22 protein-coding genes and 2 tRNA genes are annotated in these 26,258 nt (G+C 55.6%); 15 read left to right on the top strand and 9 right to left on the bottom strand.

Annotation, left to right across the window (positions count from 1 at the left end; all coding sequences use genetic code 11):
- Nucleotides 1-56 precede the first annotated feature (56 nt).
- The 4 genes from alaS (at nt 57) to ENH71_RS11090 (ending at nt 4,675) form a co-directional block, all read left to right on the top strand.
- The gene (gene alaS / locus ENH71_RS11075; RefSeq protein WP_294131847.1) at nt 57-2,666 is read left to right on the top strand and encodes an alanine--tRNA ligase; all 2,610 of its coding nucleotides are present in this window, start codon (nt 57-59) and stop codon (nt 2,664-2,666) included.
- Between the two features lie 84 nt (nt 2,667-2,750).
- Nucleotides 2,751-3,980: an aspartate kinase gene (locus tag ENH71_RS11080; RefSeq protein ID WP_294131849.1), complete on the top strand. Its 1,230-nt coding sequence runs from the start codon at nt 2,751-2,753 to the stop codon at nt 3,978-3,980.
- Nucleotides 3,981-4,253: 273 nt separating this feature from the next.
- Nucleotides 4,254-4,469, top strand: a complete 216-nt coding sequence (csrA, locus tag ENH71_RS11085; protein ID WP_294131851.1) for a carbon storage regulator CsrA — start codon at nt 4,254-4,256, stop codon at nt 4,467-4,469.
- Nucleotides 4,470-4,584: 115 nt separating this feature from the next.
- Nucleotides 4,585-4,675, top strand: a tRNA-Ser gene (locus ENH71_RS11090).
- A 449-nt stretch (nt 4,676-5,124) separates the two neighbouring features.
- On the opposite strand, the gene ENH71_RS11095 is transcribed toward ENH71_RS11090, so the two are convergent.
- Both ENH71_RS11095 and ENH71_RS11100 read right to left on the bottom strand, forming a co-directional pair.
- Nucleotides 5,125-7,815 (bottom strand): hypothetical protein, encoded by a 2,691-nt coding sequence (locus tag ENH71_RS11095; RefSeq protein ID WP_294131854.1) that lies wholly within the window; start codon nt 7,813-7,815, stop codon nt 5,125-5,127.
- Nucleotides 7,816-8,368: 553 nt separating this feature from the next.
- Nucleotides 8,369-8,734, bottom strand: a complete 366-nt coding sequence (locus ENH71_RS11100) for an energy transducer TonB (RefSeq protein WP_294131855.1) — start codon at nt 8,732-8,734, stop codon at nt 8,369-8,371.
- A 393-nt stretch (nt 8,735-9,127) separates the two neighbouring features.
- Between ENH71_RS11100 and ENH71_RS11105 the strand changes: the two genes are divergently transcribed.
- Nucleotides 9,128-11,473 carry a DUF6351 family protein gene (locus ENH71_RS11105; protein ID WP_294131858.1) on the top strand — a complete coding sequence of 782 codons (2,346 nt, stop codon included), beginning with the start codon at nt 9,128-9,130 and terminating at the stop codon, nt 11,471-11,473.
- 57 nt (nt 11,474-11,530) lie between these two features.
- Here ENH71_RS11105 and ENH71_RS11110 read toward each other — a convergent pair whose 3' ends face one another.
- Both ENH71_RS11110 and ENH71_RS11115 read right to left on the bottom strand, forming a co-directional pair.
- Nucleotides 11,531-11,842 carry a hypothetical protein gene (locus tag ENH71_RS11110; protein ID WP_294131862.1) on the bottom strand — a complete coding sequence of 104 codons (312 nt, stop codon included), beginning with the start codon at nt 11,840-11,842 and terminating at the stop codon, nt 11,531-11,533.
- Nucleotides 11,817-12,899 carry a hypothetical protein gene (locus ENH71_RS11115; protein ID WP_294131865.1) on the bottom strand — a complete coding sequence of 361 codons (1,083 nt, stop codon included), beginning with the start codon at nt 12,897-12,899 and terminating at the stop codon, nt 11,817-11,819. The genes ENH71_RS11110 and ENH71_RS11115 overlap by 26 nt, the downstream gene beginning before the upstream one ends.
- 244 nt (nt 12,900-13,143) lie before the next feature.
- Between ENH71_RS11115 and ENH71_RS11120 the strand changes: the two genes are divergently transcribed.
- A complete protein-coding gene (locus ENH71_RS11120) occupies nt 13,144-14,016 on the top strand; it encodes a 3-hydroxyacyl-CoA dehydrogenase family protein (RefSeq protein WP_294131867.1) in 873 nt (290 codons plus the stop codon).
- Nucleotides 14,017-14,154: 138 nt separating this feature from the next.
- On the opposite strand, the gene ENH71_RS11125 is transcribed toward ENH71_RS11120, so the two are convergent.
- Nucleotides 14,155-14,532, bottom strand: coding sequence for a DUF2750 domain-containing protein (locus ENH71_RS11125; RefSeq protein WP_294131869.1), 378 nt, complete (start codon nt 14,530-14,532; stop codon nt 14,155-14,157).
- Between the two features lie 132 nt (nt 14,533-14,664).
- Between ENH71_RS11125 and ppnN the strand changes: the two genes are divergently transcribed.
- The 8 genes from ppnN (at nt 14,665) to ENH71_RS11165 (ending at nt 22,579) form a co-directional block, all read left to right on the top strand.
- Nucleotides 14,665-16,131 (top strand): nucleotide 5'-monophosphate nucleosidase PpnN, encoded by a 1,467-nt coding sequence (ppnN, locus tag ENH71_RS11130; RefSeq protein ID WP_294137822.1) that lies wholly within the window; start codon nt 14,665-14,667, stop codon nt 16,129-16,131.
- A 135-nt stretch (nt 16,132-16,266) separates the two neighbouring features.
- On the top strand, nt 16,267-17,721 hold the full coding sequence (gene sufB, locus ENH71_RS11135) for a Fe-S cluster assembly protein SufB (protein WP_294131881.1): 1,455 nt from the start codon (nt 16,267-16,269) through the stop codon (nt 17,719-17,721).
- Between the two features lie 15 nt (nt 17,722-17,736).
- Nucleotides 17,737-18,486: a Fe-S cluster assembly ATPase SufC gene (sufC, locus tag ENH71_RS11140; protein WP_294131883.1), complete on the top strand. Its 750-nt coding sequence runs from the start codon at nt 17,737-17,739 to the stop codon at nt 18,484-18,486.
- Nucleotide 18,487: 1 nt separating this feature from the next.
- Nucleotides 18,488-19,906, top strand: coding sequence for a Fe-S cluster assembly protein SufD (gene sufD / locus ENH71_RS11145; RefSeq protein WP_294131885.1), 1,419 nt, complete (start codon nt 18,488-18,490; stop codon nt 19,904-19,906).
- A complete protein-coding gene (locus ENH71_RS11150) occupies nt 19,899-21,161 on the top strand; it encodes an aminotransferase class V-fold PLP-dependent enzyme (protein ID WP_317622367.1) in 1,263 nt (420 codons plus the stop codon). The genes sufD and ENH71_RS11150 overlap by 8 nt, the downstream gene beginning before the upstream one ends.
- Nucleotides 21,162-21,201: 40 nt before the next feature.
- Nucleotides 21,202-21,570, top strand: a complete 369-nt coding sequence (locus ENH71_RS11155) for a HesB/IscA family protein (RefSeq protein WP_294131887.1) — start codon at nt 21,202-21,204, stop codon at nt 21,568-21,570.
- Between the two features lie 50 nt (nt 21,571-21,620).
- Nucleotides 21,621-22,154 (top strand): putative Fe-S cluster assembly protein SufT, encoded by a 534-nt coding sequence (gene sufT, locus ENH71_RS11160; RefSeq protein ID WP_294131889.1) that lies wholly within the window; start codon nt 21,621-21,623, stop codon nt 22,152-22,154.
- On the top strand, nt 22,154-22,579 hold the full coding sequence (locus ENH71_RS11165; protein WP_294131891.1) for a SufE family protein: 426 nt from the start codon (nt 22,154-22,156) through the stop codon (nt 22,577-22,579). Before sufT ends, ENH71_RS11165 begins: the two co-directional genes overlap by 1 nt.
- 12 nt (nt 22,580-22,591) lie before the next feature.
- Here the strand turns inward: ENH71_RS11165 and ENH71_RS11170 are convergent, their stop codons facing one another.
- The 3 genes from ENH71_RS11170 to ENH71_RS11180 are packed head-to-tail and all read right to left on the bottom strand — an operon-like array spanning nt 22,592 to nt 24,362.
- On the bottom strand, nt 22,592-23,290 hold the full coding sequence (locus tag ENH71_RS11170; protein ID WP_294131892.1) for a tetratricopeptide repeat protein: 699 nt from the start codon (nt 23,288-23,290) through the stop codon (nt 22,592-22,594).
- Nucleotides 23,287-23,934 (bottom strand): tetratricopeptide repeat protein, encoded by a 648-nt coding sequence (locus ENH71_RS11175; RefSeq protein WP_294131893.1) that lies wholly within the window; start codon nt 23,932-23,934, stop codon nt 23,287-23,289. The genes ENH71_RS11170 and ENH71_RS11175 overlap by 4 nt, the downstream gene beginning before the upstream one ends.
- A gap of 2 nt (nt 23,935-23,936) precedes the next feature.
- Nucleotides 23,937-24,362 carry an SEL1-like repeat protein gene (locus ENH71_RS11180; protein ID WP_294131894.1) on the bottom strand — a complete coding sequence of 142 codons (426 nt, stop codon included), beginning with the start codon at nt 24,360-24,362 and terminating at the stop codon, nt 23,937-23,939.
- Nucleotides 24,363-24,510: 148 nt separating this feature from the next.
- Here ENH71_RS11180 and ENH71_RS11185 point away from each other — a divergent pair.
- Nucleotides 24,511-24,587 (top strand) — tRNA-Arg (locus ENH71_RS11185).
- Between the two features lie 310 nt (nt 24,588-24,897).
- On the opposite strand, the gene ENH71_RS11190 is transcribed toward ENH71_RS11185, so the two are convergent.
- Nucleotides 24,898-25,869: an integron integrase gene (locus tag ENH71_RS11190; protein ID WP_294131895.1), complete on the bottom strand. Its 972-nt coding sequence runs from the start codon at nt 25,867-25,869 to the stop codon at nt 24,898-24,900.
- Between the last annotated feature and the right edge of the window lie 389 nt (nt 25,870-26,258).

Genomic DNA, 26,258 nt, shown 5'->3' on the forward strand with positions numbered 1-26,258 from the left:
GTGGCCGCTCTGGCGGCAGGCATTGTTGCTCAATGAATTTGTTAACGGAAGACCCGATGAAAAGTAATGATATACGTCAGACGTTTCTTGACTACTTCAAGTCCAAAGGCCATGAAGTGATTGCCAGCAGCTCACTGGTGCCCGGAAATGATCCAACCCTGCTGTTTACCAATGCGGGAATGGTGCAGTTCAAGGACTGTTTTCTGGGTGCCGACAAAAGGGCGTATACGCGAGCGGTCAGCTCTCAGCGTTGCGTACGGGCCGGTGGCAAGCACAACGATCTGGAAAACGTCGGGTATACCGCGCGCCATCATACGTTCTTCGAGATGTTGGGCAACTTCAGTTTTGGCGATTATTTCAAGGATGATGCCATCGCTTTCGCCTGGGAATTTCTGACCCGGGAACTGGGCTTGCCGAAAGACAAACTCTGGGTCACCGTCTACAAAGACGATGACGAAGCCGCCGCCATCTGGATCAACGACGTGGGCGTGGATGCCTCGCGCGTGGTCCGGCTAGGAGATGATTCCAATTTCTGGGCCATGGGTGATACCGGCCCCTGTGGTCCCTGTAGTGAAATCTTCTATGATCACGGCCCTGATGTCGCCGGTGGCCCTCCGGGTAGCCCGGACGAGGACGGTGATCGTTACATCGAGATCTGGAACCTGGTTTTCATGCAGTTCGATCGTCAGCCCAGTGGTGAGCTGGTTCCGTTACCCAAGCCGTCGGTTGATACCGGTATGGGCCTGGAACGTTTGGCGGCGGTTCTGCAGCACGTGCATAGCAACTACGAAATTGATCTGTTTCAAAACCTGTTGCAGGCAGCGGGTGACGTTACAGGCATCAAGGACACAGGCAACACGTCGCTGCGCGTGATTGCTGATCACATCCGCTCCTGTGCTTTCCTGGTGCTCGATGGTGTGACGCCATCCAATGAAGGGCGAGGTTATGTGTTGCGACGAATTATCCGTCGTGCCGTGCGTCACGGCTACCAGCTCGGCGTCAAGGATGTGTTCTTCTACCGCCTGGTTGCGGCCCTGGTCAGCGAAATGGGCGACGCCTATCCGGCGCTGAAAAAAGAACAGGCACGCGTTGAAAAGGTGTTGAAGGAGGAAGAGCAGCAGTTCGCCCGCACTCTGGAAAATGGCATGCAGATTCTGAACCAGGCCATCAGTCAACTGTCCGGCAAAGAGCTGCCCGGCGAGACGGTGTTCCGTTTGTATGATACTTATGGCTTTCCCGTTGATCTCACCGCCGATGTTGCGCGTGAGCACGATCTGACGTTGGATATGGCCGGATTTGAGCGCGCCATGGAAGGACAGCGACAGCAGGCGCGCGCGGCCAGTCAGTTCAATGCCGTGGATAAACTGAGCATAGACAGTTCGGAAGGCACTGAGTTTGTCGGATACGAAAAGCTGCATGCGGACGCCGATGTGTTGGCTGTATACCAGAACGGAAAGTCAGTTAACGCCCTTATTGGCAATGCTGAGGCCGTGATATTGTTGAATACAAGCCCATTCTACGGTGAATCCGGTGGGCAGGCGGGTGACCGCGGTGTGCTGGAGATCCGTCAGGGCGCCAAGGTATCTGCGTTGTTTGAGGTGTCCGACACTCAAAAGCAGGGTGAGCACGTATTACACAAAGGTGTGCTGAAGCAGGGCAGTATCAAGGTCGGCGACAGTCTGTCTGCCAGTGTTGAGGCAGAAAATCGTCACGCCATCATGCTTAACCATTCAGCCACACATTTGCTGCACGCAGCGCTGCGTACTGTGTTGGGGGATCATGTCACCCAGAAAGGGTCGCTGGTAAACGCCGAACGCCTGCGCTTTGATTTTTCGCATAATGCGCCGATGAGCGAAGAGGAAGTGCGCCGCATAGAAACGCTGGTCAATGCCCAGATCCAGCAGAATCATGCTGTACAAAAGGAAGTCATGTCTATCGACGAGGCCATGGAAAAAGGCGCCATGGCCTTGTTTGGTGAAAAGTATGGTGATCAGGTGCGCGTGGTCACCATGGGTGAGTTTTCCACAGAATTGTGTGGCGGCACACACGTGCAGCGGACCGGTGATATTGGCCTGTTCAAGCTGGTGGCTGAGTCCGGCATCGCGGCGGGTGTGCGCCGGGTCGAAGCGGTGACCGGCCTGGGCGCACTTAACTATGTTGAGCGCGAGGAAGCCGTGTTGCGGCAGATCTGTGAATTGCTGAAAACCGGCGCTGACGGCGCGCTTGATCGTGTCCAGCAGTTGGTCGCCGGCACCCGTGCGCTGGAGAAGGAGCTCGCACAACTCAAGGGCAAGCTGGCCAGCGCCGCCGGCAGTGACATGGCATCCGATGCCATCGATATCAATGGTATCAAGCTGCTGGTCAAACAACTGGACGGTTTCAACAGCAAAACCCTGCGTGATACCGTGGATCAGCTCAAGAACAAGCTGGGTAGTGCAGTGGTGGTTCTGGCCAGCGTTGAGGGCGACAAGGTCAGTCTGGTGGCCGGTGTTACCCAGGACCTGACCGGCAGAATCAAAGCCGGTGACGTGGTGAACATGGTGGCGCAGCAGGTCGGCGGCAAGGGCGGTGGTCGCCCCGATATGGCGATGGCGGGGGGTACTGACCCGGATGGTCTGCCGGCGGCACTGAAGTCGGTGTCTGATTTTGTGACGCAGCTCACTTGACAATGCTCAAGTTCGTCTGTGAAAACCATTGCAATCAACCGGCCAATTTTGTTTAATCACGCACTTTTCCAGTAAATAGACTCTATGGCGCTCTTTGTTCAGAAGTTTGGCGGTACCTCGGTGGGCACAGTCGACCGCATCGAGGCGGTGGCCGACAGGATTGTCGCCAGTCGCGCCTCCGGCCACGATATTGTGGTGGTGGTATCTGCCATGAGCGGAGAAACCAATCGTCTTATCGGCCTGGCGGAGCAGATTCAGGGCCAGCCCTCGCCAAGGGAACTGGACGTGCTGGTGTCCACGGGTGAGCAGGTGACAATTGCGCTGCTGTGTATGGCTTTGCACAAACGCGGCTGCGCCGCCCGCTCATTCACGGGCGGGCAGGTACGAATTTTGACGGATGAGTCGCACACACGTGCACGCATCCGGGAAATCGATTCCGAGCGTATTAACGCAGAGCTCGGTAGCGGATCGGTGGTCGTCGTCGCCGGATTTCAGGGGGTCGACGAGAACGGCAATATCACTACCCTGGGGCGTGGTGGCTCAGATACCTCTGCTGTCGCCCTGGCTGCGGCTCTGCACGCTGATGAATGTCAGATCTATACTGACGTCAAAGGCGTATACACCACGGACCCCAGGGTCGTGGAAGACGCCCGCCTTTTACGCAGCATCACTTTCGAGGAGATGCTGGAACTGGCCAGTCTGGGGGCGAAAGTTCTCCAGATTCGTGCTGTTGAATTTGCCGGCAAGTACAAAGTGCCACTCAGGGTGCTGTCGAGTTTTGAGGATGATCCGGGAACACTGATCAGTCTGGAGGATGACAAAGAAATGGAAGCACCGATTATCTCCGGCATCGCGTTTACCCGCGACGAGGCTAAAGTAACCGTTACCGGCGTCCCGGATGTCCCGGGTGTGGCCTACCAGGTCCTGGGGCCGGTCAGTGATGCCGGTATTGAGGTCGATGTCATCGTGCAGAACGTCTCTGCAGATGGCTCCACTGACATTACATTCACCGTGAAACGTCAGGATAGTGAGCAGACGCGCGGTCTGGTGGCTGAAATCGCTGAACGAATTGGCGCCAAAAACGTGTCCTTTGACAAGAAGATCGCAAAAGTGTCTCTGGTAGGGGTCGGCATGCGATCTCATGCCGGCATCGCCAGCAAAATGTTTAAAACGCTGGCTGACGAGTCAATAAATATACAAATAATAACAACCTCCGAGATCAAGATTTCAGTGGTGATCGAGGAGAAATACCTGGAGCTGGCAGTGCGTTCACTGCACGCGGCATTCGGGCTGGGAAGTGACGCTGTGGCCTAGAGGCCGCGAAAGCGTGGCATGCTGACAATTGTGGGTTAGTGCCTGAGAAAATAAGATAAAGAAAAAATGAAGGTCCGGTAGTGATTTGTTTTGGGGCAAATGACTGCAAATGGTTCGTTTTCCGGTCTGTGCTAATGAGATAGGAGAACGGTGTTTACAGTGCAGTGAAATAAAGCATTTCCGTGAATACTTTTCAGGCAGCGAGAAGGCTGAGAGCTGATTGAGCTGAAAGGGACGTTACATGGATATCATGAATGGAAAAGGAGATACATCATGTTGATCTTGACTCGCCGAATCGGTGAAACCCTGATGGTTGGTGATGACGTCACCGTGACCGTCCTCGGTGTAAAAGGTAACCAGGTACGAATTGGCGTCAACGCGCCCAAAGATGTTGCAGTGCATCGAGAGGAAATCTACCAGCGCATCCAGAAAGAAAAGGGTGCCGTCAGCGAAAATGCCGATGAAGGTGGTACTCCGGACAACGAATAAGTGCCGGATTAAGCGCAAAAGCCGCGGTATCACAATCAATTGGAAATTCAGGTCTGAAAATTCCGTTTCAGCCCTGCCATTTCTCCTGAGTTGTGCTATGATTGCGCCCGATTTTGGAGAGATGGCCGAGTGGCTGAAGGCGCGCCCCTGCTAAGGGCGTATAGGTTAATCCCCTATCGAGGGTTCGAATCCCTCTCTCTCCGCCATATTAAATATCCCCGTCCGTGTACGTGCCGCTAGCGACATAAATATAGCCAGCGGCAAACACGGAGAGGGAAGCGAACCCGACAGAGGGTCGACTGATTGCAACGCAATCAGAGACGAGCGCGATAGCGCGAAGCCCGGAAGGGGCGAAACAGCGCAAAGCTGTTTTGCTCAATCCCTCTCTCTCCGCCATATTAAATATCCCCGTCCGTTTACGTGCCGCTAGCGACATAAATATAGCCAGCGGCAAACACGGAGAGGGAAGCGAACCCGACAGAGGGTCGACTGATTGCAACGCAATCAGAGACGAGCGCGATAGCGCGAAGCCCGGCAGGGGCGAAACAGCGCAAAGCTGTTTTGCTCAATCCCTCTCTCTCCGCCTGCCCGTATACGTGAATCGGAGCATGACAATGCAAGCGCCGCCAGTTCGCACCGGCGGCGGTATCACAAACTACATCGGTAGGGTGACTACCAGGTCTTCCGAGCTTGACACACGCCCCTCCGCGTCCCTGTTCAGGGCCCGGAAGTGATACGTTTCGCCTGGTATGAGATCGCGCAATACTGTGAGGTGGTTCTCTGACAGCACGGCATTGAGATCACTGTCAGTGCCATACTGTGCGCTGAGACCATATTGCACCATGCTTTCCGACGGCCGGTCAGTGACCCAATTGACCTCCAGTTCGTCCGGGTTTTTATGGTAAACAACCAGTGAACTCAATTGAGGTGACTGCCCGACGTCAAACCGCAGGTTCTTCACCGCCGCTCCCGTGGTATTGAATGTCACGCCAGCGAACAACGGATAACTTGCAGACATTTTGCTGGTATAAAAAACCACGTCATTCACCAGATATTGAACCTTCCCACCTTCGACAAGAATTCTGAAACGGTCTCCTGCGGCGAATCGGGTATCGGCGCGGTAGATGCCGCGTTCCCTGACTTCGGCGATACCTTGCTGCAACCGCAGACCAAACTTAAACCCTTTGGCCGACGCAATCTCTTGCTTGCTCGTCAAACCGGCGATCAACATTGGCGCCGACGCGTTTGCGGTAAAGTCAAAGGCGGCGTTGCCCGTGGTGACACTCTGCAGAGAAATCACGCCAGCGTCGTCACAGCCATTACATCCCGATGTTTTGGTCAGTTCTTCCCCTTCGATTGCTACATTGCTTATGTCACTCCAGAAAATCGAGCCGGCCGGGATGGTGTCGACGGTCAATAGTGGTGGAACAATGACGGGCTCGGAAACCTGGAGCGACTGTTCGACGCCAAGCCGCAGGTTATTCACCGCTGCACCCGTGGTATTGAAGGTCACGCCAGCGAACAACGGATAACTTGCAGGTGCTGTGCTGGTATAGAAAACCGTGTCATTCACCAGGTATTCTACCTTGCCGCCGTCGACAAGAATTCTGAAGTGGTCTCCTGCGGCGAATCGGGTATCGGCACGGTAGATTCCGCGTTCCCTGACTTCGGCTATACCCTGCTGCAATCGTACACTGAACTCAAACCCGTTGGCCGACGCAATCTCCTGCGTGCTCGTAAAACCGGCGAACAATATTGGCGCCGTTGCGTTTGCTGTAAAGTCAAAGGTGGCGTTGCCCGTGGTGACACTCTGCACAGAAATCACGCCAGCGTCGTCGCAGCCATTACATCCCGATGTTTTGGTCAGTTGTTCGCCTTCGATAGTTACATTACGTATGTCATGCCAGAGAACCGGGCCCGCCGTGATGGGGTCGACGGGCGATAGTGGCGGAACAGTGACGGGACCGGGAACCTCGATTAACGGCTCCTCCGAGGTGGGCGCCGGGCTGTAATCCACATTGCCTGTCAATAAATGATCAGGCACCTGCACGATAAAGGCATCAAGGCGTGAGCCACCCATGTTGCTTGTCCAGAAGAAATATCGCCCGGTGACATCAAGATTGCCTTTGGGTGCCTTGGCGTAGGTATCGCCTCCGCCAGTCGCATTGAGGTCGGTCATCACCGGCGCCACGACCAGATTTGATTCGCGGCCATCCAGATTGAAGCAGATGATTTCATTGGCGTGGGGGCCGGCACGCTGACTTGCACTGCTGCCGCAAGCATATTGATCACGGGCGGCCAGGTCCGGGCGGGCATTGGTATGCGACAGGTGATTTGGAGCTGATACATTCCAGTCATTGTTGTGATAGACACGCTCACCTTTGAGTGAGCTTTGGCTAAAATCCCACAACTTCCAGGTGTTGGCATCGTTGGCCCAGTTGTCGGCCGCGATCATGTATCCGTGCCCGAGGTCGGAGTGTCCGGCAGCGCCGTCACTATCAAGCAGAATTCGCTCGTTTCCGGTACTCAGCTCAACGACCAGGTTGTCTTCACCTTGTTGTCCGTCCAGGTTTGCCTTGATGAGCAGCCACTTGCCACTGCGGTCGACCTGACATTCATCATAATCGCTCGCGATTGGGTAATAGTGGAAACGCTTGCTGTCTTCTTCATAAGCCATACAGCCCAATGCTTTATAACTCTTGCTCTCCCGAACCGTCGCAGAATGCACACGATCGTTGTCACTGGAGTGTATCTGTGACAGGTAATGCCCGCTCCCCAGCGTATCGGTTATATCAGTGACCGTTTGCATCTGACCGGTGATGACATCCAGACGAACAATGCTCGGACCGTCATTGATATAAAGTTTTGTTGGCATCGTGGCGCTGAAATACCAGCCTTCGCCAGTCGCCCAGCTTAACGGGTTGTTCGAGGGGAACAGGGCGCCCAGGTCTTTGACTTCACCGGTATTTTTGTTGAGTTCAAGTAAACTGGGGCCGCGGCCGCCACGATTCTGATCCAGGCCCAGGAAAATAAGCATGGACTCCATGCCGACGTGATTATTCATGTTGCGCCAGTAGGAGTAACCAGCATAATTGACACAATCCTGCCCGGCGCAATCACTGCCATTGGTCAAGCGGACGGCTTGAGTATTGTATGGTGCAGGAAATGTGAATGCGCCGCGCGCGGGCATGAAGCTTTGGATGGTGTTGCTGTCCAGAACAGGCCTGACTGCAGCGTTGTCCGGGGTTTCCAGAAAACCACCTGTGCCGGGGACGGCTGATACAATCGGGGGCAGCATGGTCACGACCAATGACACGCAAGTGGCAACGTATTTAGAGTTGAGCATTCTTTCGGACTCCTGTTGTTAACAAATCACATTGTTGTTTTTGTGTGAGTTGCATCAGGTGTTTACCTGAGCGGGAAGTCATTAAGCCGGAGCAATCCGAAAATATCACCTATCTGAAGTAACGTTTGTGTAACGATAAGCGGCGCGGCACACGTTGCCAGCTTTCCAAATCGATGTTTTTGACTGATATGTACAGGAAGATATTGTCATTTCGCCGAAGTGGTGAAGCGAGAAAGGGTGAAGCGGGAAAGTGGGGGGCGCGAGAAATGGGTTAGGCAAGAGTACCCAAGACTGGATTATCTTTAGTGCGGCGCACTGGAAATGAAATGGACGGCGGGTGATGCAGAGGGTGTGTCAGCAAGGAAAAATGAGCCGGAACTGATCCTTCAGTTTACCGGCTCATTTGTTTACGCTTTTTACTATTGTTTTCATAATGATCCCGTTTTGTCTTTATTGTTATTGAACTTTTTTATGGCTTGTGGCCATTACGCACTGTCGGTTACGGGTTTTAAGCGACAGTCGTCTGTTTCATATTGGTCGCGATCCGGTAGGATTACTGACCAACAAAGCTGAAGCGCATAACCGAACGAACCGGAACTGCTTCACCTGCGTCTGCGATTACTGGCTCAAACTTCCAGTTTTCAATAGCGGCCATGGTGGCGCGAGTAAATCCGCGGTAGCTTGAGTCACGAACAGCCGGCTCGGCAACAGTGCCATCAGGCATAACAGTGAACTCAACAACAGTGTAACCTTCGATGCCTGACATTTGGGCGGTACGGGGATACTCAGGCACTGACTGAGCAACGGCGCGCAGGTTTTTGCTGCTGTACATGGCAGGTTCCTGGGCTTGTGCTGCACCGGCAATCATGGAGCTACCAGCAACAACGGCGATCATAGCGGCTTTAGAAATCAATTTCATTTTTTCACCTCGGTTCAGTTTTAGGTCAATTTAGGAGTTTCATGTTTCACTCACTTGCACTCAGGATAAAGCAAAAGCAATGCCAACTTTATATTTATATATAAAACAATAACATAGAAAATCTGCCCGATATCACTGATACATGGCTGTGCGCCACAACGATGCATGTTGCACAACAATGGCTCGTCAGTGACAGCATATTACCAATATGAATTGACAATAATGTGTCATTTTCTTGTTAATTTAGTGAATGCTGGAAACGCCCGGGCCGGACGCCAGGCTTCAGGTGGTTTTTGTGCCACATGAGCACGTTCCAAAAATGAATATATTCATGGTAGTGTATGAATCAGTGAGGTCTTCTAAACAACGACAATAAAACATTGGAGAACTGTCATGAGGTTACGCCGCTTGCCTCTGGCTGCATGCATTGCAGCTTTTACCACCCTGGTTGCCTGTTCCGAGACTGACCAAAGCCCTGAGCCTGTTGCCGTCATCGATGACAGGTCCGATCCGCTTCTGCTTACTGTCGTTTCCAGTGCGCCTGATCAGGTCAGTGGAGGCAATGTGCTGCTCAGGGTTGCAGCATCGGCCGATGCCGAGCTGGCGTTTTTTGCCAATGGGCAGGGACTGAGCGTCGAGCGCCAGCTGAGCGCTGACAATGATTTACTGGTTCTGCTGAATGGTCTTCAGGTCGGTGCCAATCAGCTCTCGGTCATGAACCAGGCTGGTGACGAGGTTGCTGCCCTTGAAATCGTCAATCATCCAATCACCGGGCCGATGTTCTCCGGCCCACAACAATATCCCTTTGTCTGCAGCAGTGTCCTGGAATGGGGTGTACAACCCCTGGTTGACCATGACGAGGCATGGGGGTTTCCGGTCTATGACGAGACGGGCGATGTTGCCGGGCACAGCAAGGACTGCTCGATTGAGCCCATCGTTGAATACCATTACATGAGCACCGACGGCGAGTACTATCCGATGCCCGCCGATGGCTCGCGCCCGGCAGACCTGGCGCGAACGGTACTGACGGACGGGCGTGACGTTGAATTTATCGTGCGCTGGGAGCGCGGTACCATCAACCGTTTTCTGTACAGCTACGCCATTCTGGCGGACACCGACGGCAGCCGGATTGATGTTAACGACACCGGCACCACCTACTGGAATGAGCGCCTGCTTTATCACTTTGAAGGCGGTGTTGGTGTTGGTCACTTCCAGGGGCGGGTCAGTACCGAGCGCGCCCGCCTGGCGGCAGCGCTGGCGCAAGGCTATGCGGTGGCTTATTCATCCGGCAATCGCACTGGCGAGCATTACAACCTGGAGCTGGGCGGTGAGACAGCGTTGATGGTGAAAGAGCATTTCATCAAGCGTTTCGGTGAGCCGGACTATACGGTTGCCATTGGTGGCTCCGGCGGCGCCATTCAGCAATATGTCTATCAACAGAATCATCCCGGGCTGATCGACGCTGGTGTGCCGCAGTACTCCTATCCCGACATGGTGACCCAGACCATCCATGTGGGTGACTGCGAGCTGTTGGAGCACTACATGGATGTAACTGATCGCGACAACCCCAAATGGCAGGTGACTGCGAACCGCAGCCTGCTGCTCGGTTTCAATTCCACCGATGCCGTGCCTGATCCGCTGGCGGCCGCCAAACGCGAGCTGGGTTACAGCTCGGCTCCCGGCTCCAATGAGTGTATCCCGGCCTGGCGGGGTCTGACACCACTGAGCATGAACCCGCACTACGGGCAGGTTCGTGAACAGGACAAAATGCATCCACCGGGCATCATGGATGACGTGAAGTGGACGCATTACGATGATTTACGCAATATCTACGGTGTTGACGAGCGCGGCTGGGCGCGGGTGCCATGGGACAATGTCGGTGTTCAGTACGGATTGCGCGCACTCAATGAAGGCGCGATTACCGAAGAAGAGTTTCTGGATATGAATGCCAGGGTGGGGGGTTGGAAGCACCCCTCGGAAATGGTGCAGGAAGGCTTTCCGTTTTTGGGAGAACCGACCCCGGAGAATTTTGATCCGTGGAGCCGCCGTAATATGAACCTGTCAGATGGTGATGCGCCGGCACCCAGAACACGCGGTGATTTGCAGGCGATTCAGGCACTTTACGACAGCGGCATGGTGTTTGACGGTCAGCTCAATATTCCTGTCATCGACTGGCGGCACTATCTGGAAGAAGAGCTGGACATGCACAACAGCCATCAATCATTCTCGGCGCGGCAGCGCATCGAAAACCGTATGGGCAACAGCGATAATCAGGTGATCTGGTTTACCGACGCGCGTCCGGAGCGGACATTTGACCAGACCGGCCAGGCTCTGGAAGTGCTGCATGAGTGGGTGAGCAATATCAAAGCAAACCCTGATGCGGGTGTTGCCGGCAACCGACCGGCGTCAGCGCAGGATGCCTGTTTTATGACCGATGGCAGTTTGATTGCACGGGGCGATGATGTCTGGGGTGGCGTGCTTGATGACAGTGCCGCAGGTGCCTGTGCCGAAGTCTTCCCGTTATACACCACATCGCGTATTGAGGCGGGCGGACCGATCGAAGGCAGTGTCTTCAAGTGCCGGTTAAAGCCCCTGGATGTGGCACTGAGCGACGGCACCTATCGCAATTGGGCGCCTGATGACGAGCAGATAAGCGCATTGCGTGACATATTTCCAGACGGCGTCTGTGACTATACACAAGCGGATCAGGGGAGGCCGGGCCAGGACGGGGCCGAGTAGGGCACGTCGGTAGTCGCGGTCTCTGGTGATTCAGGGGCCGCAGCTTGTCAGCCCGGCTCAGCGCAAGGCCCGGCGGAGCTGCTCGCGATGGAATACCGAGGTTTCGTCGATGTCCACTGCCAGTCGGCATTTGCGAACCGGGATATTGCTGCCAATAGGTATTTCTGTGCGACACACGATGCGCTCCTCAGGCTGCACCATGGCATTGTACTGTTCAACTTCGGCCGGTGTTGGTGGTCGTTGGAAATTCCCTTCGCCGGGGGCGACGCATCCGACCAGCAATGCCAGGGTCAGGTACGGCAGTGATTGCCAGTGACGACCACGGGGGCGGGCATTGATTTTTTTAGCGCGAAGCCGGGTGCAACTCATGCGGATGATCCTCCGTAAAAAAATCATCCGTGAGTTGGGGTCTGAGTCGTCCTTGAGAGGTGTTCATGGTCGCGAGCGCTGCGGCATCGCTGTCTGCGGGCGCAGTCGGGAATGCTGTTGCCGGCGGTGCGAAATACGGTGCGGGCAGGGTAACCCGGCGGGCAAACAGCTGCTCGATCACGGGGCTTGCCGCCGGCTCCGTCTGCAGGGCCTGGTAGGCCTTACGGTAATAGTCCCGCGCCAGTTCGTCTCTGCCAAACAGCAACTGCCAGTCCCCCAGCAGCGTATCAATCTGGGCCAGGGTACTGACATTGTCGGCTTCGCGGGCGTGTATCCGGTAAATGCGCTCCAGTAACTCCTGTCCTACGGCATAGCTGCGTCGTGTTGTTTCATTGCCCGACATGGACCAGCCGCTGACCCGCACCGGCTGATCCGTACGTACCTCCAGGCTGGTCAGGCCGCGTGTGCTGGCTTCGTTGGTCAGGTAGTAGTGCAGAATGGCGATACGGTACAGAAGCGGTGATAGCCGGGAATGATTTGCCGGCATCTGCTCCAGGGCACTGACGGCTTGCCAGATCAGGTTTCGCGAGCGGATCAGGTGCCAGGTTCGGTGTTGATCATTCAGCATCAAGGCCGCGCGCTGGTGCCAGTCAGCACCGAATTGCAATGCCTGTGCGTAGCGCACCGCCTGCCCTTGATACATCCGCCGGGTAAGGCCGCCGTGATAGTCCAGGTAGTGATTGAACTGCTGCCAGTCCTGCCGGGCAAAATTGGTCGCCAACAGGCGATCAAGCACCGGCAGTTGCGCTTCATGAAACAGTCCGCGGTCCGCCCGCACACTCTCAAAGGCCTGGCGGAAGGCAATGTCAGCAGCGTCAAGCTCGCCCGCTTGCAGGTGCGACTCAGCGGCTTCCAGAACCCGTGTCTGATTACTCTGGTTGTAGTGATTGCCGGTGAACGGCGTGGGCGTCTGCGCGGGCAACACAGCAGGCACAATCGCGGCAAGTGTCGCGACGCAGACAAGCACCAGATAGTACGGTCTACAGTAATGCTGCATGTTGGAAAGCCCCGAGCATGGTTATGAGTTATGCTGAGCGTTGTTTGAGGCTAATCTATTCCGGATACGTTGTCTATTACCTCGCAGGTAACGGGCGGCCAGCGCTGGCGCTATCAAAATACATGGCATTGATAAAAGGTATCAGTAAAATAAGGGCTGAAAATGCCCCCGGGTTTTTATTAGAATGAAGTTTTGCGATCATTCATCACTCGCCCGTAACCAGCAATAGCAACAGGAACCATTTATGAAACTGGAAGATATCAAGAATATTTGTGTGGTCGGCGCCGGCAACATGGGGCATCAGATTGCCCTGCAGGCAGCGATCTGTGGCTACCAGGTCAAATGCTCGGATGTGAGCGCCGATACGCTGAAGAAAGCCGATGCCTTTGTTGATTCCTATTTGCCGGGCCGTGTCGAAAAAGGTCGACTGACAGCAGAGCAGGCTAAACAGGCGCGGACGAATATCAAGTTTGTGGCCAGCCTGGAAGAGGCCGCCGGCGATGCGGACTTTGTGATTGAGGCGGCGACCGAGGTACTGTCTCTGAAAAGAAAGATTTTTGCTGACCTTGATCGTATTGCACCCAAGCACGCCATTCTGGCCACGAACAGTTCTGCGATCGTGAGCTCCAAGATCGCCGATGCGACTCAGCGTCAGGACAAAGTGGTCAATATGCACTTCTTTAATCCGGCACTGGTGATGAAACTCGTCGAGGTAGTGAAGGGTGAACACGTGTCTGAGGAAACCGCCGATGTCACCATGGCGCTGAGCAAAGACATGCAAAAGGTCCCGGTTCTGCTCAAGAAAGAAGTGGACGGATTTTTGCTCAACCGCATCTTTGCCGCGATATCAAAAGAGGCCATGTGGCTGCTGGAGATGGGTGTGGCGGAAGTGGAAGATATTGATAATGCGTGTGTTTATGGCGCCGGGCATCCGATGGGGCCGTTCCGTCTGAACGACCTCACCGGCCTGGATCTGAGCTACATCATGCGCATGGAAAAATTCCGCGAGACCGGCAATCCGGCCGACTTGCCCAACCCGCGCCTGGTCGAGCATTACATGAAAGGCGAATATGGCGAGAAGACCGGTCAGGGCTGGTACAGCTATTCTAAAAAGTAACAGCTACCATCGTTGCTGTATCGTCATTGCAAGCAGGCAGTCAATGCTCATTTACTGACAGTAAATTGAGCCTTGCTGCCTGCTTTCGCCTCGATCCAGCGGCCTCGTCTTATGCGCTTGATTGGCGGAATTGAGTCTTTAGTCTGCGGACAGCGCCGCGGCCAGATCGGCGGGCTCCAGTTCGACTCCGCTCATCTCGGTATCCCAGTTGGGGCCGACCATGGCGTTGTCCTCGTGGATGCCGGGCAGCCACTCAGTGGCAAAATCCTCCAGCGAGATGACCTTGGGCTTGTAGCTGCTCCACTCGTCGGTACACAACGCGGCGGCATAACGCTCATCTGACCAGAACGGAAATACCTCGGTCTCTTCAAACTCTACTGACGGGCACAGAGCCCAGCCGTCTTCACCGTGCAGGCCCCAGACCTCACCGGTATGCTGCACCTGATCGAGAAAAAGTTGATAATTGGCATCTTCGTCTTCGCCAAGTACGGCGGGGGGATTGATGGCTGTTGTCATTGCGCTGTCTCCTGCTGGATGTGTCGGCAATCGGTTACATCCGGGCCGGCACAAGTCACGTAGTCATTCGGGGGCGCGTATAGTAGCTGAAACAGGCTCAGGATACAGCAAATTCACCACAAGGAAGCAATTATGTCGCACGATTCGCCAGCAACACCCTGTCAGCCCAATACGCTGGATACCTCGGTCAGTCCCACCGGCAGCCTGGAGCTGTTGTCCCAGGCCGAGGTTGAACGCCTGCGAGGGGTTGCCCGGGGCGCCCTGTACGAACTGTTCCGGCGCTGCGCGCTGGCGGTACTGAACTGCGACGACACCTCTGACAGTGCCGAAGAGGTTTACAAGCGTTACCCGGATTTTGGCATCGAGATTGTCCAGCGCACCCGCGGTATCAAACTGCAGCTGCGCAATGCGCCGGCTTGTGCCTTTGTCGATGGCGTCATCATCAGTGGCATACGTGAACATCTGTTTGCCGTGTTGCGTGACATTGTGTTTGTCTCCAGCGAGTTGTACCGGCCGTTGGAGAGTGGTCATGATGCGGACCCGGATGATGCGGTGCTGCACAATTTCGAAGCCATTCGTTTTGATCAGTCGGACGCCGACAGTGCCGAGGCGATCAAAAGCCTGGTATTCCATGTGCTGCGCAATGCCGGCATGCTCCAGCCCAAGGTGCTGCCCCGGCTGGTGGTGTGCTGGGGCGGGCATGCCATCAGTCGCGAAGAATACGACTACAGCAAAGCGGTGGGGTACCAGTTAGGTCTGCGTGGACTGGATATCTGCACCGGGTGCGGTCCGGGTGCCATGAAAGGACCCATGAAAGGCGCCACCATTGGTCATGCCAAGCAGCGCATACAGGGCGGTCGCTACATCGGCATCAGTGAGCCTGGCATTATTGCCGCCGAATCACCCAATCCGATTGTTAATCATCTGGTGGTGATGCCGGATATCGAAAAACGTCTGGAGGCCTTCGCCCGGCTGGGGCATGGCATTATCGTGTTTCCGGGCGGTGTGGGTACGCTGGAGGAGATCCTGTTTTTATTGGGCACACTGATGGACCCGGCCAATGCTGAGGTGTATATGCCAGTGATATTCACGGAGCCGGCTACCAGCCGCGGCTATTTCAGCAAGGTTGATGCCTTTCTGGTTGATACCCTGGGGGAGCGTGTGCGGGCATTTTACCAGATCGTGGAGGACGACCCGGTGAAAGTTGCCAGGGCCATGAAAACCGGCATCGACAAAGTCGCACGCAATCGCCGCAAGTCACGTGACGCGTATTACTACAATTGGCTGCTCAATATTCCGCAGGGCATGAAGGATCCGTTTGAGGTTAGCCACGAATCCATGGCGGCGTTGAAGCTGACCCGGGATCTCCCGGTCGAGACCCTGGCGGTCAACCTGCGGCGCGCTTTTTCCGGCATCGTGGCCGGTAATGTGAAAGACAAGGGTGTGCGCCTGGTGCGCCAGCACGGGCCTTTTGAGTTGCGCGGTGAGCGCGTCATCATGGATGCCATGGACAGTCTGCTGCGCGATTTCGTCGCCGATGGGCGCATGAAGATACTCAGAGAGCAGTACAATCCTTGTTATACTGTGCGCCCGCTGTAGATTTCGGGTCCGGTGTAATACTTGACTAAATTAGTCGGATAATGAATAATTCACCGTCTGTAATCGCCGTTTTGGGTGCATTTGCAGGCATGCAGTGTCAGGTTCCAGAATCAGGTTTTAGCAAAGAGGTTTTTCATGAGTGAACAGGTGAGTGGCAACGCGCAGGTAGAAGACCTGATGCGCAAGGATTACGCAGCCGGGTTTCACTCTGCTATCGAATCCGACACCCTGCCACCGGGGCTCGACGAGGACACCGTGCGCTTCATTTCCGCGCAGAAAGAAGAGCCGGAATGGATGCTGGAATGGCGTCTGAAAGCCTACCGCGCCTGGCGCGAGATGGCTGAGCCGACGTGGGCGCACGTGCATTATCCGGAAATCGATTTTAGCTCGATCTCCTACTACAGCTCACCGAAAAGCATGAAAAACCGGCCCAAAAGCCTTGATGAGGTCGATCCGGAGCTGATCGCCACCTATGAGAAGCTGGGCATCCCCCTGCATGAACAGGCGGCACTGGCCGGGGTGGCGGTGGATGCGGTGTTCGATTCGGTCTCCGTGGTGACCACCTTTCGCGAAAAGCTGTACGAAGCCGGCGTGATTTTCTGCCCCATCAGTGAAGCCGTGCACAAGCACCCCGAACTGGTGAAGAAGTACCTGGGCTCGGTGGTGCCGCAAAAAGACAATTTTTACGCCGCGCTGAACTCTGCGGTGTTTTCTGATGGCTCTTTTGTCTATATCCCCAAGGGTGTGCGCTGCCCCATGGAGCTGTCCACCTATTTCCGCATTAACGAGCTCAACACCGGCCAGTTCGAACGCACCCTGATCATTGCCGAGGAAGGCTCCCATGTGAGCTATCTGGAAGGCTGTACCGCGCCCATGCGCGATGAAAATCAGCTGCATGCGGCGGTGGTAGAACTTGTGGCACTGGATGATGCCACCATCAAATACTCCACCGTGCAGAACTGGTACCCGGGCGACAAGAACGGCAAGGGCGGCATTTACAACTTTGTCACCAAGCGCGGTATCGCGCATAAAAACGCGCGCATTTCCTGGACTCAGGTGGAGACCGGCTCTGCCGTCACCTGGAAATACCCCAGCTGCATCCTGAAAGGCGACAACAGCGTCGGCGAGTTCTACTCGGTGGCTTTGACCAATAATTTTCAGCAGGCCGATACCGGCACCAAGATGATTCACCTGGGTAAGAACACCAGCTCTACCATCATCGCCAAGGGTATTTCTGCCGGGCGCAGCAACAGCTCCTATCGTGGGCTGGTGCGGATGAATCCGGGCGCTGAAGGCGCACGTAACTTCACCCAGTGTGACTCGCTGTTGATCGGGGACCAGTGTGGCGCCCACACTTTCCCTTATATCGAGAATCGCAATTCTTCAGCGGTCATCGAACATGAGGCGACAACCTCCAAGGTCAGTGATGACCAGATGTTTTTGTGCCAGCAGCGTGGTCTGGACGCAGAAAAAGCGGTGTCCATGATCGTCAACGGTTTTTGCCGCGAAGTATTCAAAGAACTACCCATGGAGTTTGCGGTGGAAGCCGGCAAGCTGCTCGAAGTCAGCCTTGAAGGCTCGGTCGGATAACACGGAAAACGAATTATGCTCGAGATAAACAAACTCAACGCCCAGGTCGAAGACAAACAGATTTTGCACGACCTGAGTCTGAACATAAAAGCCGGCGAAGTGCATGCCATCATGGGCCCCAACGGCTCAGGTAAAAGCACGCTGGGCAATGTGCTGACGGGCCGGGATGGTTATGAAGTGCTGTCCGGTGATATCACTTTCAACGGCAAGAATCTGCTGGATATGGGCATCGAAGAACGTGCACGCGAAGGCATGTTCCTGGCGTTTCAGTACCCGGTGGAAATTCCCGGTGTCAGCAATATGGAATTCCTGAAAGCTGCGGTGGATGCCCGGCGCAAACACCAGGGCCTGGAAGAGCTGTCCTCGTTTGATTTCATGAAGCTGGCGCGTGATACCAGCAAAAACGTGAGTCTTGACCCGTCATTTTTGAAGCGCGGCGTCAACGAAGGCTTCTCCGGCGGTGAGAAGAAACGCAATGAGATCATGCAGATGATGTTGCTGGAGCCCAGCCTGTGTATTCTCGATGAAACCGACTCCGGTCTGGATATCGATGCGCTGCAGGTGGTTGCCAGCGGCGTGAACGCCATGCGCAACAGTGAGCGCAGCTTTATTGTGGTAACGCATTACCAGCGCCTGCTGGACTTTATTGTGCCGGATTACGTGCACGTATTGGCCGGTGGCAAGATCGTCAAAAGTGGTGACAAAGAGCTGGCCAGGGAACTGGAAGCGAAAGGTTACGGCTGGCTGGAAGGCGAGGTCGCCTGATATGTCCGCAATCGCCACACCCGCCGCTGAGTTTCAGAAGCATGCGCTGACCCTGGCCGCCGCGCAATCGGCTACCATCGCCCAGCACAACAACAGTCCGGCCTGGATGACGACCCTGCGAGAGCAGGGCGCCGCCGACTTTGCCCGCACGCCATGGCCCGGCCGCAAGACCGAGCAGTGGAAATACACCAGTCTGCAATCGTTGCAGGATTTTGTTGCGGCCGATTGGGGCGCGGCGCTCGTGCCGGCTGCCGGACATGAGGCAGTAACAACGGGCTCGGCGGTCAGCAGCGCGTTGCTGAGTTTTGATGCCACCCGCCTGGTCTTTGTTGATGGTGTGTTTGATGCCAGAGCATCCGATGCGCTGCCATCGGGCATGACGCTGTTCAGCCTGGCAGATGACGCTGCCAGCAAGATTATTGCCGACAATCTGGGACGCGTTGCGGGCAGTGTCGACGCCGCGCGTCGCAACCTGTTTAGCATGCTCAACAATGCCTGGACCCGCGACGGTCTGCTGGTGCACCTGCCGCGTTCGGTGACCCTGGAAAAACCGCTGTATATCGCCCATGTGTCATCGGCGGCGCCGGCCAACACCGAGGCCACGGTGGCCAACCAGCGTGTGCTGGTGGTGATGGAAGAGGGCAGCAGCGCCCAGATCGTTGAGCACTACATTGCCAGCACGCCCGGACAGGCCGCGTTCGTGAACGCCCTGACCGAAATCCAGCTCGGCAACAACGCCAGCCTGCATCACACCCGCCTGAACATGGAAGACGAAGCCTTGTCCCATGTCGGCGCCGTGCACCTCAACCTGCAGCGCGACGCACGCTTCCACGGCTTCACCATTGCCGAAGGCAGCCGCCTGAAACGCATTGACTATCAGATGAATCACTGCGGGCAGGGCGCCGAACTCAACCTGGATGGTGTCTACCTGGCACGCAACAAACAACTGGTGGATTACCACACCACCATCGAGCATCGCGTGCCCAATGGCACCAGCAAAGAAGTGTTCCGTGGCATAATTGGCGACAAGGCCAGGGCGGTGTTCAATGGCCGCATCCATATCCACAAGGATGCCCAGAAAACCCTGGCCGAGCTGAACAACCGTAATCTGCTGACCTCCAACAGCGCCGAGATCGACACCAAGCCGGAGCTGGAAATTTACGCTGACGATGTGCGCTGTGCGCACGGCGCCACCATCAGTCAGCTTGACGAGACGGCGCTGTATTATCTGCAAAGCCGGGGTATCAGCCCGGCGCAGGCGCGCGTTATGCTCAGCTTCGGTTTTATCAACGAACTGCTTCAGGGTCTGCCGCATGAAGATATCAAGACGGCCCTGGGCACACACCTGAGCGCGCTGTTTGCGGCCGATCGTGCCTTTGTCAGTGATGGTGACGTCCGTGACGCTGCCGAGAGTGCCTGACGTGGGCGCAGCGAATACAGCCGAATTAAACACAACCGGCTTTGACGTGGAGCGGGTGCGTGCGGATTTTCCGATTTTGCAGCAGCAGGTTAACGGACATCCGCTGGTGTACCTGGACAACGCCGCCACCACCCAAAAGCCGCGCGCCGTGATTGATGCCATCAGCGACTATTACTGCCACGACAACAGCAATGTGCACCGCGGTGCGCATGCACTGAGTGACAGAGCCACCGCAAAATTTGAAGCCGCGCGGCAGAGCGTCGCCGACTTTCTGCACGCCGAATCATCGGTGCAGATTCTGTGGACACGCGGCACTACTGAAGCCATCAACCTGGTGGCCTCCAGTTGGGGCGGTGCCAATCTGAAAGCCGGTGATCGTATTCTGGTCTCCGCCATGGAACATCACTCCAACATCGTGCCCTGGCAGATCGTTGCGGAGAAAACCGGCGCGCAGGTTGAAGTGATTCCGGTGGATGACACCGGCACGCTGGATGTAAAAGCCTTTGCCATGATGCTCGACCACCGGGTGCGCATGGTGGCGGTCAATCATGTGTCCAATGCGCTGGGCAGCATCAACCCGGTTGCCGACATGATCAGACTGGCGCATGAGGCCGGTGCCCTGGTGCTCATTGACGGCGCCCAGGCGATCGCGCACTGGCCGGTTGATGTGCAGGCCCTGGACTGTGATTTCTACACGTTCTCCGGCCACAAGCTGTTCGGGCCAACGGGTATCGGTGTGCTGTATGGCCGCCGCGAATTGCTCGACGCCATGCCGCCGTATCAGGGTGGCGGCGAAATGATTGAAACGGTGAGTTTTACCGGCACCACCTATAACCAGCTGCCGTACAAGTTTGAAGCCGGCACGCCCGACATTGCCGGCGCCATCGGCCTGGGCGCGGCGATTGATTATGTTAATGCGCTTGACCGCGCCGCTGCCGCCGCGCACGAAGATGCGCTGCTGGCTTACGCCCGTGACAAGGCGCTGCAGGTGCCCGGGCTGCGTCTTATCGGCACCGCCACCAACAAGGTCGCCGTGCTCAGTTTTGTACTGGAAGGTGTCCACCCGTCAGACATCGGTATGTTGATGGACCAGCAGGGTATCGCGGTGCGTACCGGTCATCATTGTGCACAACCGCTGATGGACCAGTACCAATTGCCCGGCACCGTGCGGGCGAGTTTCAGTATTTACAATACATTCGACGATGTTGACCGGCTGTTTGCCGCCCTGGAAAAAGCCAGAGGCATGTTGCTGTAGTGCAACAACAGTGGTTCGATGTCAAAAAGAGGGTAATATCATGGCTGTAGAAACGTTTGATCCGCGTACTGCTGCCAACACGCCGGTCACCGTAAGCCCGGCGGCAGTAGAACATTTTCGCCGACAGTTGCAAAAGGACCAGAGCGCCCAGGCCGTTCGCCTGAGCGTGAAGGAAAGCGGCTGCACCGGTTTCATGTATGTGGTTGACCTGGTACCTGACCTGAACGCCGACGATATCCGCCAGACCCTGGATGAGGGTGTGGACCTGATGATTGATCGCGGCAGTCTGGGTGTGGTCAGTGGCACACAGATAGACATCGTTACCGAAGGCGTCAACCGCCAACTTCGTTTTCAGAACCCCAACGCCAAGGATCATTGCGGCTGCGGTGAAAGTTTCAGCGTTGGCTAGTGTTGGTTATCGTATTCCAACAAAGCCAGCCGCAATACAGAGAGTAAAACATGCAGCGACAGATGGTTGTAGCGCAAGCGGACTGCCCGGCACGACGTGTGCCGGACGGCACGCCGATTACCATTGCCAAGGACAGTTTTGTCAGCATCACCCAGGCTCTGGGCGGTAACTACACCGTTGTCCACAATGGCCAGATGCTGCGTGTGGACGGCACCGATGCCGCCATCCTGGGCCTGAAGCCGGAGACGCTGAGCTTTCCCCCGGCGACCGATGACCGTATTCACGAAGAACAGGTCTGGGAAGCACTGGGCACAGTGTTTGATCCGGAGATTCCTGTTGACCTGGTTAATCTGGGACTTATCTATAAAGTCGCCCTGGATCAGGACAATAAAACCGTCAATATCGAGATGACCCTGACCGCACCTGGTTGCGGCATGGGCCCGGTGCTGGTCGGTGACGTGGAATACCGCGTGCGCAAAGTGCCCAATGTTGAAACCGTCAACGTGGATCTGGTGTTTGATCCGCCCTGGAGCCGCGACATGATGAGTGAAGAGGCGCAATTGGAAACCGGGATGTTTTTTTAATGAAAGAGTTTGGCACTGACATTACCACTGACGACATCATCGACACGTTGGCATTTTTTGACAGTTGGGATGACCGCTATAAATACATCATCGATCTGGGCAAGGAACTGCCGCCGTTGCCGGACAGCGAGCATGTTGACGAGAACATCATTCGCGGCTGTCAGAGCAAAGTCTGGCTGGCCAGTGAGCAGCGCGACGGCGTGCTGTATTTTCAGGTCGACAGCGACGCGTTTATTGTCAAAGGTTTACTGGGCGTGGTGCTGGCAGCGTACAACAGCAAAACCCCGCAGCAGATTCTGGATTTTGACATCGAAGCCTATTTTGCCGAACTGGATCTGATGCGTCACCTGAGCCCGACCCGCGGCAGCGGTCTGCAGGCCATGGTGGCCCGTATCAAGAATATCGCGGCCTCGGCTGCGGCCTAGCCTCTTAAGCGGCTAACCTCGGAACTCCAATACCCACTGCGCATATTCGCGCTGCGCCTGATCCAGTTGCGCAGGCGTCATGGCAGCTTCGATCCGGCCTACCAGTTCTGCGGCACCCGTGGCCTCATTGTCACGCGCCAGTCGCGCCCACAGATATGCCCGGGTCAGATCCTGCGTCACGCCTTCACCGGCTTCATACATGGTAGCCAGGTTGTACTGGGCACCGGCATGTTCGTATTCGGCAGCTTCCTGATACCAAATGGCAGCCTGCTGCAGGTTCTGCCGGCGGCTTATCAGGGATAGCGGCCACACCTGCATCAACGCCGAGTTCATGCCCTGGCCGTTGTAGTACATGGTTGCCAGGTTGAACATCGAATTCAGATGTCCCTGATCAGCGGCCTGCGACAGCCAGTGGAACGCGGTTTCGTAACTCTGCTCCACGCCCTGACCGGTGTAATACATCACCCCCAGGTTGTACTGCGCCAAATGCAGGCCTTCCTCCTCGGCCGCCCGCGTGAACTCGGTCAGCGCGGTGGCGTAGTCACCGGCTTCCATCGCTTCGACCGCCGCGTAATAATCCGTGTAGTCGGGCAGTTCGGTATCTTCATCCGCGATGGTGATCTGCGCCCGGGCGGGCAGGGCGATGGTCAGTAACAGCGCCAACAGCAGACCGGTGGCACGCAGTTGTTGAGCTAATCTGGAATAGGTCATGGTATCTCTGAGGTCGTTGTGCCGGATTGGCGCTGGTTGAACAGGTCGATCCATTGCCGGGCTTCTTCCTGCATGGCGGCGACTTCGTTGGTCGGCAGCAGTTCCTGCACCAGCACTGCATTGGCTGCAGCCGCCTGGTGGCCGGCCGCCCCTGCCAGAGTAAACCACTTGTAAGCCTGTGGTACATTCTGTGGCACGCCCAGCTGGCCGTTAAACAACAGCACCGCAAGAGTATACTGAGAAGGTGGGTCGCCATTGTCGGCGGCCCGGACAAACCACGTCACCGCCTGCGCCGGATCTTTCACCACACCGATGCCGTTGAGATACATCACTGCGATATTGTACTGCGCGTTGGCATTGCCGCTTTCCGCCGCCAGGGTAAACCAGCGCAGGGCGGCAAAGTTATCCTGCTCAACCCCTTCGCCGCGAAGATAGCGGCTACCCAGTGTGAACTGCGCATTGGCGTTGCCGCTGTCAGCCTGCGATGTCAGCGCCGTCAGCGACGGCTCCTGTGCATCAGCAGCCAGCGCCGGTGCCGCCGCCAGCCACAACAGGCTGCCCAGAATGATTGCACAACCCAGCCCCGTGTTCCGTTGGCCATTTTGCGCGCGCTTCAGGCCGCTGTGCACTAAAGTGCCGGACACATTCAGAAGCCCTGGGCGTCGTACAGGGCGTCGGTATCATCGTCAGCGAATACAATGCGGTTGGCATCTTCCAGCCAGCTCAGCGCCAACTGCTCGCCCTCAACCAGCTGTGCCTCGGTAATGCCCTCACGCAGCGTTTCCAGCGTTGGCAGGGTAGAGCGCAGGCCATTGGTATACGCCAGCGTCAGCCACTTGATCGCCAGTATCGGATCCGGCCGCGTGCCCTGACCGGTGCGATACATATTACCCAGCCGCTCCTGCGCCCGGGCATGGCCATTATTGGCATCCACCTCAAACGCCAGCAGGGCCTGCTCATAATTGCCTGCGTCATACGCGGCAATGCCCGTGGCATAGTCGGCAAAAGCCGGTGTCGCGGCCGCCAGCAGGCCACCAAGCGCCAATGCACTGAGTGTTTGTGCTATTTTCATAAATGTATTTCCCGACTTACAGCAATGGATTTTGACCCCCGATCTTACCACGGCCGCCGCACAACAGGAAAACTGGTAAAAAATACTGCACACAAGGCAAAAAGGACTTTGAAAATTCTGCGATTTATATATAATACGCACCTCTTTCGCACCCGTAGCTCAGCTGGATAGAGTACCTGACTACGAATCAGGGGGTCGCACGTTCGAATCGTGCCGGGTGCACCAAACGTTTACACAAAAAGGGGACTGGGCTTTGGCTCGGTCCCCTTTTTGTTTTCCGCCAGCAGGCCCGGCAAGGTGTCGCTCAGCAGCAAATCATCTGCTCATAAGGGTGGCGAATCCATGATGCCGGGTTTCACAATCACCAGGCCTCAATCAGCCGCTTTCCATCTCATACTAGCCGATCAGGTACTTGCCTCCAAACTCGCAATCTGATTGTATTGGGCACTGCTTCTGCCCTTAACCGACGTTACGACCTCGGGTGGCGCAACGATGCGGGTGGCCCGTAGGGCGGTAGCGTGTCTGAAGCCTTGTTTTACAGTCCGCTAAGCGGACTTCGCACACCTTTGGCCCCCCTTTTTAGCACATGTGTATAGATCTCTGTGGTTTTAACATCCTGATGCCCAAGTTGCTCCTGTACGGTACGAATATCGGTGCCAGACTCCAACAGATGGGTTGCAAATGAATGCCGCAGGGCGTGGCAGGTGACTTCCTTGTCAATTCCCGCGTCACGCGTAGCTTTGCGAAGCAATTTATTCAGGCTGGATTCGTCAAGATGATGTCGGCGAAGTGCGCTGCTCCGAGGGTCTAGGCTGAGAGCACTTGATGGAAAAAGGTACTGCCAGTTTAATGCACGTGCAGCGTGAGGATACTTACGTGCCAATGCCTCTGGCATCGATACGCCTTGATACTGCTGGTTCGCAAGATCAGTCTCAAGCGTAAAAGCAACTCTGCGAATTTGACGACGTAGTGCCGGTACAAGTTCCGGCGCCAATGTTGTGACCCTATGTTTGGATCCTTTCCCAAACCAGACGCGCAGTTGTAATTGGTTGAAATCAACATCTTTGACCCGCAAGCGAACAAGCTCAATACGACGCAAGCCAGAGCCGTATAGCAGTGACGCCAGTAGCAGATGGGTACCTTCCAGCTGAGACAGAAGAGCAGAGACCTCTGCTCTGGAAAGCACGACGGGTAGTTTTCGTTGACGTGAGGCTGGCCGATAGCCACGAACGTTGCCCATCGGTTTTTCGAGGAATTTGTTGTACAGAAAGGCAATAGCGTTCAAAGCCAAACCTTGTGTTGCGGTTGCGACTTTCCGGTCAACGGCCAGAAAGGTCAAGAATTGTTCAACTTCAGTGTCGCCCATCTCAATTGGATGTCGCATCTTGTGGAAGCGAATGAAATATTTGATCCAATATATATAGGTAGCTACTGTCCGTTTGCTGTATCCATGTGTGATCATGTGGCGGTAAACACCTTCCAGAAAAGGTGATCTGAACTCAGGCATAATGGCGATTCCTTTCGCGCTTTTATTTATAACTCGGGCATGGTGTTATGTTTAGTACAAATATCTGCTTCTGGCAAAATTTATATATTGTCGAGCCCGAGGCTCTATTATTCTAAGGCTGGAATAAGTATGACTATATGAATCTCTACCTTCAGGTGGTTGGAGATATCCTATTTGGGCGGCGTGGAATTATATGGCCGCCTGCTAAGAATTATTATGAGGCCGAAGGCCTCAGAAATTGGCTGTTATGAGTCAACTGAATTCGAGCGAAACCAGTCGGCTAATTGCGATTCATCCAGATTGCCTGCTGCTACCGATTCCATGGCGACCACAGTGTCGGCTTCTGAGGCAGTGACGACGAAGCCATTTAGCTCTAAGAATAATGCCCC

The organism is Pseudohongiella sp., from assembly GCF_011050365.1.
Classification (GTDB): Bacteria; Pseudomonadota; Gammaproteobacteria; order Pseudomonadales; family Pseudohongiellaceae; genus Pseudohongiella.